8 protein-coding genes and 1 pseudogene are annotated in these 8,747 nt (G+C 71.3%); 4 read left to right on the top strand and 5 right to left on the bottom strand.

Features of this window, described 5'->3' with window-relative positions:
* Nucleotides 1-89: 89 nt before the first annotated feature.
* The 3 genes from H8R17_RS36920 to H8R17_RS36930 are packed head-to-tail and all read right to left on the bottom strand — an operon-like array spanning nucleotide 90 to nucleotide 1,586.
* Nucleotides 90-695 carry a GNAT family N-acetyltransferase gene (locus H8R17_RS36920; RefSeq protein WP_187827574.1) on the bottom strand — a complete coding sequence of 202 codons (606 nt, stop codon included), beginning with the start codon at nucleotides 693-695 and terminating at the stop codon, nucleotides 90-92.
* Nucleotides 696-726: 31 nt separating this feature from the next.
* Nucleotides 727-1,137 (bottom strand): Zn-ribbon domain-containing OB-fold protein, encoded by a 411-nt coding sequence (locus tag H8R17_RS36925; RefSeq protein ID WP_187827575.1) that lies wholly within the window; start codon nucleotides 1,135-1,137, stop codon nucleotides 727-729.
* Nucleotides 1,137-1,586 carry a DoxX family protein gene (locus tag H8R17_RS36930; RefSeq protein ID WP_187827576.1) on the bottom strand — a complete coding sequence of 150 codons (450 nt, stop codon included), beginning with the start codon at nucleotides 1,584-1,586 and terminating at the stop codon, nucleotides 1,137-1,139. The genes H8R17_RS36925 and H8R17_RS36930 overlap by 1 nt, the downstream gene beginning before the upstream one ends.
* 51 nt (nucleotides 1,587-1,637) lie before the next feature.
* Between H8R17_RS36930 and H8R17_RS36935 the strand changes: the two genes are divergently transcribed.
* From H8R17_RS36935 to H8R17_RS36950, 4 genes are all read left to right on the top strand, one after another.
* A complete protein-coding gene (locus H8R17_RS36935; RefSeq protein WP_187827577.1) occupies nucleotides 1,638-2,546 on the top strand; it encodes a zinc ribbon domain-containing protein in 909 nt (302 codons plus the stop codon).
* Nucleotides 2,547-2,881: 335 nt separating this feature from the next.
* Nucleotides 2,882-5,107 carry an acetate--CoA ligase family protein gene (locus H8R17_RS36940; RefSeq protein ID WP_187827578.1) on the top strand — a complete coding sequence of 742 codons (2,226 nt, stop codon included), beginning with the start codon at nucleotides 2,882-2,884 and terminating at the stop codon, nucleotides 5,105-5,107.
* Between the two features lie 106 nt (nucleotides 5,108-5,213).
* Nucleotides 5,214-6,038, top strand: a complete 825-nt coding sequence (locus H8R17_RS36945; protein WP_187827579.1) for an enoyl-CoA hydratase/isomerase family protein — start codon at nucleotides 5,214-5,216, stop codon at nucleotides 6,036-6,038.
* 67 nt (nucleotides 6,039-6,105) lie between these two features.
* The gene (locus tag H8R17_RS36950; RefSeq protein ID WP_262505800.1) at nucleotides 6,106-6,729 is read left to right on the top strand and encodes a flavin reductase family protein; all 624 of its coding nucleotides are present in this window, start codon (nucleotides 6,106-6,108) and stop codon (nucleotides 6,727-6,729) included.
* A 15-nt stretch (nucleotides 6,730-6,744) separates the two neighbouring features.
* On the opposite strand, the gene H8R17_RS36955 is transcribed toward H8R17_RS36950, so the two are convergent.
* Complete coding sequence (locus H8R17_RS36955) at nucleotides 6,745-7,863, bottom strand: methyltransferase (RefSeq protein WP_187827580.1); 1,119 nt, start codon at nucleotides 7,861-7,863, stop codon at nucleotides 6,745-6,747.
* Nucleotides 7,864-8,147: 284 nt separating this feature from the next.
* Nucleotides 8,148-8,534 (bottom strand): annotated as a pseudogene (locus tag H8R17_RS36960) (MFS transporter); the annotation flags it as partial.
* Between the last annotated feature and the right edge of the window lie 213 nt (nucleotides 8,535-8,747).

An 8,747-nucleotide genomic window follows, 5' to 3' on the forward strand; every position in this document is an offset into this window, starting at 1 on the left:
GCGCCGCCGGCCCGCCGTACGCCTCCGAATTACGCGCTCACCTTTACGCGCTTACCTTTACGCGCTAACCCTTACCCGCTCACCGGGCATTACGCCCCCGTCGGCTCCGGGTCCGTCGCGAGCCGTGCGTGCAGGTGGGCGTCGCGGAACGCGTCGTGCCGGCCCTCCTCGAAGACCGCCCCGCGCATGGTGCCCTCGTACCGGAAACCGCACCGCTCGGCGATCCGGCAGGACGCCTCGTGGCCGACCGCGTGGTCCAGCTCCAGGCGGTGCAGGCCGAGTTCGGTGAACGACCAGCGGGCGACGAGCAGCAGGGCACGGGTGGCGACGCAGCGGCCGCGGGCCTCGGGCAGCACCCAGTAGCCGACCCGGCCGATCTTCAGGGCCGTGTTGATCGCGTTGACGCCGATGTGCCCGAGGGCCGTACCGGTCTTCGCGTCCTCGACGCAGAACGGTGCCGTCGCGCCGTCCTGCGCTCCTGCCGTCTTGACGCGCAGGGAGGCGCGGGCGCTGTGCAGGTCCGTGACCGGTGCGATCGGCGTGTTCCAGCGCCGGAACTCCGGGTCGGACTGCCCGCGCAGCCACGTCTCCACGTCGGCCTCGGACTCCGCCGACCAGGGGCGCAGACGCAGGCCGTGCCCGTGCACCTCGGGTTCGGGGGCGGCGGGATGGGAGCCGGTGGGGTTGTGGACCATCGGGCCATTCAAACCCGTGGGCCGGGATCCTTCACCTCGGTTGTCCGTCCCCGGCGGGCCGGAACACCGGCACACCCTCCCGGAACGCCAGCTCCAGTGCCATTCCCGCCCGCAGCTCCCCCTCCCCGCACCCCACGACCTCGGTCATCATCCGCGGCCCCTCGGCGAGGTCGACGACGGCGGCGACGTACGGCGTGCGCTCGCCGAAGGGCGGCAGGTCGTTACGGTGGACGACGGACCAGGTGTAGAGAGCGGCCCGGCCGCTCGCGGGCTCCCAGGTCACGTCCTCGCTCCAGCAGTGCGGGCAGAACTCGCGCGGGTAGTGGTGGGCCCGCCCGCACGCCCCGCAGCGGCGGATCAGCAGCCGGCCCTCGGCCGCCGCGTCCCAGTACGTCCGCGTGAAGGCGTCCGCCTCCGGCAGATCGAATCGCGTGCCGCCCATCAGAAGATCCCCAGGACGCTGTCGAGGGACCAGGTCTGCCATGACATCCCGAACAGGCCGACGACCGACATCAGCGCCATCATCGAGTTCTGCCCCTGCTCGGCGACGTCGTGGATCATGAGGGTGAAGTAGAGGGCGTTCAGGAGGAGTCCGCCGACCAGGGCGATCGGGGTCAGGAACCCCACGATCAGGCCGAGCCCCAGCGCAAGTTCGGCGTACACGACGACGTACGCCATCGTGCGCGGATACGGCGCGACGACCGTGTCGAAGCCGGAACGGACCGCGGTCCAGCGGTGTTTGGCGGCCACGTCCGCCGCCCACGCGATGCCGGTGCCCCGTTCGAACCAGGCCTTGCGGTCCTTGTGCCGCCAGCTCTCCAGCCACCACAACCCGAGCCCGATTCGCAGCACGGCCAGCCATTCCGCCCCGGTGAGCCAGATCGAGTCCATGTGATCTGACGGTACGTCAGTTTTCTGGGGGCGCAAGACCCCGGGAGGCACATGAGCACCCCGCCTTTTATCGGGGCGACCGCCGACGCCGCGACCGTCGGCGAAGTCCCGCAGATCCTCACCTCCGACTGGAGCGAGGAGCTGAAGACTGTGCTCAAGACGCGGTCCCTGAAGAAGCCGCAGAGTGCAGCTCGCGTCTACTCGCTCAGCAGTCACATCGCCAGCGGCTGCGGAAAGGTCTACGTCGGCGGCGGTCGCACGGAACACCGCAGTTACTACTGCCAGGGCCAGCGGCCCGAGGTCGTCCTGGAGGACGGCAAGGCCGTGAAGAAGCCGGGCTGCGACTGCACGAACCTGGATGCCGCTGAGGTCGAGAAGATCGTCTGGGGCAAGGTCGTGGAACTCCTTCAGGACGAGGGTCGCCTAAGGGCCCTCGCGGACCGGTGGGTCGTTTCCCTTCCCGGCGACCGGGACAAGCACGAAGAGCGCGAGAAGAGCCTTACCGCGAGCATCGAGAAGCAGGAGAAACTGATCGAGGACGCCGTGCCTGAGTACATCAAGGCGGGCATGGATCCGGCCGTGGCCGTTGCCGCAGTCAAGAAACTGCGAGAGGAAGTCGAGGACTGGAAGAAGCAGCTTGAGGAAGTCCAGAATTGGCTGGCCGAATACAAGCAGGCCAAGGCAAGGGCGAGCGCCATTGTCTCTCTCGCCCGCTCCTCCAGGAAGCGGCTGGCGAACCTGGACGCAGCCGAGAAAGCCGAGATCTTCGACATGTTCCGCATCGTCGTGATCCCCCATACGCACCGCTTCATCAAGCGGTCCGGCGCCCCGTGCAAGGTCACAGCATGGCACCACGAGAGCGGCACTCCCGTGCCGCCGGACGTGACCAAGACCCAGTGGGATGAGGTGCGGGAGATCATCGCCCAGTTCCACGGTCCGAGATGGCGATCGACGCGGTGAAGATCGCGAAGGCCGTCGAGCGGCGGCATGCGGGGGTGGTGTCCCGGCTGCCGGGGTGAGCGGGCGAAGCGCCCCGTCCGCCTCCCGGCGGGGGCGCCCCCGGTGCCGTGGGCACCGCTGTGGCCGCAGCCCGGCACAACGAGTCCGGCGTGCGGATCTCACCCTGAGCGACGCACGCGATCGGCCCGCCCGTCGACGGAACCCACCCACGTCCGTGATCCCCGCACTCGACTCCGCTCCTCAACATTCCCTGCACAGCAGTTCCTGACGGTCCGTCAGTTCAGTAACCTGACAGAGAGTCAGTTAGTGCTGTCACACAGGAGCGGGGCGGACCGATGCTTGGATCAACCCACGGCACCCTCACCACCGACTCCCGCCGGACCCGGATCCTCGCCTGTGGCGAAGGGACCGGGCCCGCCGTGCACGGCAGGCCGGCCGGGGCGGGCGACCTCGACGTCAGCGGCCGTCCCCTGCACGCCGGCGTCCCCGATCTGGACCGCTTCTTCCGGCCCGGGTCCGTCGCCGTGATCGGCGCGTCCGACACCGAGGGCCGCCCGAACACCGGTATCACCCGGCAACTGCTCGACTGGGCCGGCCGGGTCGGCGCACGGCTGCACCCCGTGCATCCGAGCCGCCCGTCCGTCTTCGGCATCCCCTGCTCTCCTTCCGTCGCCGACCTGCCCGAGCAGGTCGACCTGGCCGTGGTCCTGGTCGGTGATCCCCTTCCGGTGATCGAGGAACTGGCCGAGGCCAAGGTGAAGTTCGCGGTCGTCTTCGCCTCGGGTTTCGCGGAGGCCGGCGAGGAGGGCGCGGCCGCCCAGCGGCGCCTGGCCACCGCCGTCGAGCGGTCCGGGCTGCGCCTGCTCGGCCCCAACACCAACCTCAATGCCTTCGAACGGTTCCGGGACGACCTGGACGGGCCCGCGATCGCGCTCATCACCCAGTCCGGGCACCAGGGCCGGCCCGTCTTCGCCCTCCAGGAGCTGGGCATCCGGCTCTCCCACTGGGCGCCCACCGGCAACGAGGCCGACCTGGAGACCGCCGACTTCCTCTCCTACTTCGCCGAGCAGCCCGAGGTCGGCGCCATCGCCGCCTATGTCGAGGGCCTGAAGGACGGCCGCGCCTTCCTGCTCGCCGCCGACCGGGCCGCCCGGCGCGGTGTGCCGGTCGTCGCGGTCAAGGTGGGCCGCACCGAGACCGGCGCACGCACGGCCGCCTCACACACCGGCAAGCTGACCGGCGCGGACGCGGTGGTGGACGCGGCGATGCGGCAGTACGGCGTGATCCGGGTGGACGGTCTCGACGAACTCCAGGACACCGTCGCCCTGTTGGCCCGGGCCCGGCCCCCGAGCGCCGACGGGGTCGTCGTCTATTCGATCTCGGGCGGCACGGGCGCGCACGTCGCCGACCTGGCGGCCGAGGCGGGCCTGAGGCTGCCGGTGCTGTCCGATGCCAGGCAGGCCGAGCTGCACCAGTGGATACCCGAGTACCTGTCCGTGGCCAACCCCGTGGACAACGGCGGGCATCCGGTCGGGGACTGGCGCGGACGGAAGATCATCGATGCGATCCTCGACGACCCCGAGGTCGGGGTGCTCATCTGCCCGGTCACCGGTCCCTTCCCGCCGCTCAGCGACCGGCTCGTGCGGGACCTGGTGGACGCGGCCGAGCGGACGGACAAGCTGGTGTGCGTGGTGTGGGGGTCGCCGGTCGGCACCGAGCCGGCGTACCGCGAGGTGCTGCTCGGCTCCTCGCGCGTGGCCACCTTCCGCACGGTCACCAACTGCCTCACCGCCATCCGCGCCCACCTCGACCACCACCGGTTCACGGCCGGCTACCACTCCCCCTTCGACGAGGCACCGCGCACCCCGTCGCCGTCCTTCCGCAAGGCCCAGGCACTCATGCGCCCGGGACAGCAGCTGAGCGAGCACGCGGCCAAGCAGCTGCTGCGGGCGTACGGCATCCGCGTGCCGCGCGAGCAGCTGGTGACCAGCGCGGCGGCGGCCGTCCGGGCGGCGAGCCTGGTGGGTTACCCGGTGGTGATGAAGGCCTCGGGCGCGCGGATCGCCCACAAGTCCGAACTCGGCCTGGTGAAGATCGGCCTGACCTCGGCCAGCCAGGTCCGCGACGCCTACCGGGAGCTGACCGACATCGCCCGCTACGAGGACGTCTCGCTGGACGGCGTACTCGTCTGCCAGATGGTCGAGCAGGGCGTCGAGATGGTCGTCGGCGTCACGCAGGACGAGCTGTTCGGGCCGACCGTGACCGTCGGGCTCGGCGGAGTGCTCGTCGAGGTGCTGCGGGACACCGCCGTACGCGTGCCGCCCTTCGGGGAGGAGCAGGCGCGGGACATGCTCGCCGAGTTGCGCGGGCGGGCCCTGCTCGACGGGGTCCGGGGGCGTCCCCCGGCGGACACGGACGCGCTCGTCGAGGTCGTCCTGCGGGTGCAGCGTATGGCGCTCGAGCTGGCTGACGACGTGGCCGAGCTCGACATCAATCCCCTGATGGTGCTGCCCAGCGGGCAGGGGGCAGTGGCGCTGGACGTGCTGGCGGTGTGCCGCTGACATGAGTACGCCGGAGACGAGCAGGGCCGAGATGAGCAGGCCTGAGGCGAGCAAGCCCGATGCGGACAAGCCTGAGACGAGCACGACTGCGATGGACACGTCTGCAATGGACACGCTTGGTCACCCCCGCGAGTCAGAAGATCACGCTGAGTCATTGGTACAGCACGCCACTGACAATCAGGTCGCGCACATCACGCTCAACCGGCCCGAGACCCTCAACGCCCTCACCCCCGACCAGCGCGAACGCGTGATCCAGCTGCTCGGCGACGCCTCCGCCGACCCGGCCGTACGGGCCGTCGTCCTCACGGGGACCGGCCGCGGGTTCTGCGCGGGTGCGGACCTGAGAGGTGCCTCCGCCGCGCCCCGCGTCGCCGGTGACGTCGCCCGTACGCTGCGGCTCGGCGCGCAGCGCCTGATCGCGGCCGTGCTGGACTGCGAGAAGCCGGTGATCGCCGCCGTGAACGGCACGGCCGCGGGCCTTGGCGCGCATCTGGCGTTCGCCTGCGACCTCGTGCTGGCCGCGCGGTCCGCCAGGTTCATCGAGGTGTTCGTGCGGCGCGGGCTGGTGCCGGACGGCGGCGGCGCGTATCTGCTGCCGCGGCTCGTCGGGCCGCAGCGGGCGAAGGAGCTGATGTTCTTCGGCGACGCGCTCACCGCGCCGGACGCCGAGGGCCTCGGCCTGGTCAACCGGGTCGTGCCGGACGAGGAGTTGGACAGGACGGCCGGCGAATGGGCCGCACGGCTCGCCGCCGGGCCGACCCGGGCGCTCGCTCTGACCAAGCAGCTCGTCAACGCCTCCCTCGACACCGACCGCGCGACCGCGTTCGCCGCGGAGGCCGCCGCGCAGGAGATCAACATGGCGTCGGCGGACGCGCAGGAGGGCGTGCGCAGCTTCGTGGGGCGGCGGAGCCCGGAGTTCAAGGGGTGCTGAAGCCGGGCCGTACAGACGTCGTAGAACCCTTCCAATCTGACAGGCCGTCAGTTTCAATGAGTGCGTGATGGGACAAGCAGGAATGGCCGAAGCCGCCGTCCGCTACCTCAGGTCGGCCGGGGCTCCCGGCGCCGCCGCCCGGCCGGTCGAGGCGCTGCCGCGGCCGGAGTTGCGGTGCGTGGGCGAGGACGAGCGAGCGCCGGTGAGCCAGCGGGCGTTCCGGGACGTCCTGGGCGCCTTCGCCACCGGCGTCACCGTGATCACCGCGCCCCCCGCCGACGGCGGGCCCTCCCCCGCCGGCTTCGCCTGCCAGTCCTTCTCCGCCCTCTCCCTCGACCCGCCCCTGGTCGCCTTCATGGTCGGCCGTACGTCGACGACGTGGCCGCGCATCGCCCGTGCCGGGTTGTTCTGTGTGAACGTCCTGGGCGCCGCCCAGGGTGAGCTGTGCCGCGCCTTCGCGGTGAGCGGCGCGGACAAGTTCGCGGGGGTGGCCTACGACGCGGCGCCCGTCTCCGGCGCGCCCCGCCTCGCGGGCTCGCTCGCGTGGATCGACTGCACGATCCACGCGGTGCACACCGGCGGCGACCACCTCATTGTGGTCGGCCGGGTGGACGCCCTCGGCACGGCCGCCGACGATCCGGACGGACCGCTGCTCTTCCACCGAGGGCGCTTTGCGCGGCTGTCGGACTGATCGAGCCGGTACGGATCAGGCGACGGCCAGCCGCCACAGTGACGTGACCTCGGCGGCCCGTGCGGCGTGCAGCGGATCGTCCGTGTCCCGCACGCGCGTATGGCTCGGGCGGGTGTCCAGACGGTCGACGACCCGCAGCCCGGCCCCCTCCACGGCGGCCATCAACTCCTCCCTGCTTCGCAGCCCGAGCCGCTCGGCCAGATCGGACAGGACGAGCCAGCCCTCACCACCCGGCTCCAGCCGGCCGGCGAGCCCGTCGAGGAACCCGTGGAGCATGCCGCCGCCCGCGTCATAGACGCCGAGGTCGAGGTCGGAGGCGGGCCGGGCGGGAATCCAGGGCGGGTTGCACACCACCAGATCGGCGCGTCCCTCGGGGTACAGCTCGGGGCCGGTGACGCTGACCGCCTGCCCGAGCCCCAACCGCTCCACGTTGTCCCTCGCGCACTCCCGCGCCCGCGCGCTGACGTCCGTGGCCACGACCCGCCCGACACCCCGCCGGGCGAGCACGGCGGCGAGCACACCGGTGCCCGTGCCCAGGTCGAACGCCGTACGCACACCGCCACCACGCGGCAGCGGCGCCCGCCCGACGAGATCGACGTACTCGCCCCTCGTCGGCGCGAAGACCCCGTAATGCGGATGGATCCGCGCGCCCAGCGCCGGAACATACACCCCCTTCTCCCGCCACTGCCGGGCACTGATCACACCCAGCAGCTCGGTGAGGGCGACGGCCACGGGCCCGTCGGAGGGCCCGTACGCCTCGGTGCACGCGAGCCGCACGTCGGGCGCCCGGCGCAGCGCCAGTACGTATCCCTCCTCCAGCAGAACGAGCAACTTGCCGAGCACGCGCGCACGGTGAGCGCGGAACCGGCGTTGCAGACGGAAGGTCTCGGCCGGCGTCTGAGCCGCACCGGGCGCGGCACGGCCGACACGGCGGTCCATCGCGCGCAACAACTGGCGCGCGTTCTGAAAATCCCCGCGCCACAACAACGCGGTGCCCTCGCAGGCCAGACGGTAGGCGACGGCGGCCTTCATCCGGTCGTCGGCGACGACGACCCGGCGGGGCAGGGGCAGCCCGGACTCAGAGTGCCAGCGGGCGGAACGGGCCTGAGCCTCGGTCCAGTGGATCGTGGACACGGCGAACTCCTCGGAAGGTCGAGCGTGAACGAACAAGCGACGCCACGACGACCACGTCACCGAGAACCATACCGAGTGTCATCGACTGACCTTTCTGAGAGCTTCATGGCTTCCGCGCTGATCAACCGCCGACGAGTTCCCTCGCGGGTACTCACGCATCGACGCGCTCCTCAGCGACCCTGCCCGGTGACGCCGTCACCCGCGGTCCAGGCGCTGTGGGGGGTGGGGCGGCCAGGGCCCGAGCGCAGGCAGCTCCTTCGCCGCCACCGGCGGCACCACGGGCGTACGTCGACGGCGGCCGGGCGCCAGTCGCACTGGTCGACGATCCAGGACAGCAGGGGCAGGAAGATCAGCTGTCCGGAGGCCGAGGCGGCGGTGAGGATGCCGCTGACCAGGCCGCGCCGCTCGGTGAACCAGCGGTTGGTGACGGTGGCGGCGAAGGCCAGCGCCATCGAACCGGAGCCGAGACCGACCAGCAGGCCCCAGCACAGCATGAGCTGCCAGGCCGCCGTCATCCACACCGTGAGGCCCGAGCCGAGCGCGATCACGGTGAGCGCGACGGCGGTGACCCGCCGGATGCCGAATCGGTCCATCAGGGCCGCCGCGAACGAGGCCGTCAGGCCGTACAGGGCGCAGTTGACGGAGACCGCGGCGCCGATCGTGCCACGCGACCGGCGGGCATAACGCGGGCAGGAGCAAGGGGGAGGTCACGCGAGCGATTTATCCGCCATGACACGTTCCAAGGATCGTTGACCCATCCGACTCATGGCCGGGTTGCTTTCGACGTAGTACCAGACCCCGGGTTCCGCAGCAAATCGGTCTCCTGGCAGGTGCTGCGTGGTGAAGTTGCTGGTCAGCGCGTTCAGGCATAGCGGCACGGCTCA

Origin of the sequence: Streptomyces sp. TRM68367 (genome assembly GCF_014495685.1) — a bacterium.
Lineage (GTDB): Bacteria > Actinomycetota > Actinomycetes > Streptomycetales > Streptomycetaceae > Streptomyces.

Bases quoted from the DNA above. Each gene is read 5' to 3' on its own strand.
- H8R17_RS36920 (WP_187827574.1), bottom strand. From the start codon at position 695: ATGGTCCACAACCCCACCGGCTCCCATCCCGCCGCCCCCGAACCCGAG.
- H8R17_RS36925 (WP_187827575.1), bottom strand. From the start codon at position 1,137: ATGGGCGGCACGCGATTCGATCTGCCGGAGGCGGACGCCTTCACGCGG.
- H8R17_RS36930 (WP_187827576.1), bottom strand. From the start codon at position 1,586: ATGGACTCGATCTGGCTCACCGGGGCGGAATGGCTGGCCGTGCTGCGA.
- H8R17_RS36935 (WP_187827577.1), top strand. From the start codon at position 1,638: ATGAGCACCCCGCCTTTTATCGGGGCGACCGCCGACGCCGCGACCGTC.
- H8R17_RS36940 (WP_187827578.1), top strand. From the start codon at position 2,882: ATGCTTGGATCAACCCACGGCACCCTCACCACCGACTCCCGCCGGACC.
- H8R17_RS36945 (WP_187827579.1), top strand. From the start codon at position 5,214: ATGGACACGCTTGGTCACCCCCGCGAGTCAGAAGATCACGCTGAGTCA.
- H8R17_RS36950 (WP_262505800.1), top strand. From the start codon at position 6,106: ATGGGACAAGCAGGAATGGCCGAAGCCGCCGTCCGCTACCTCAGGTCG.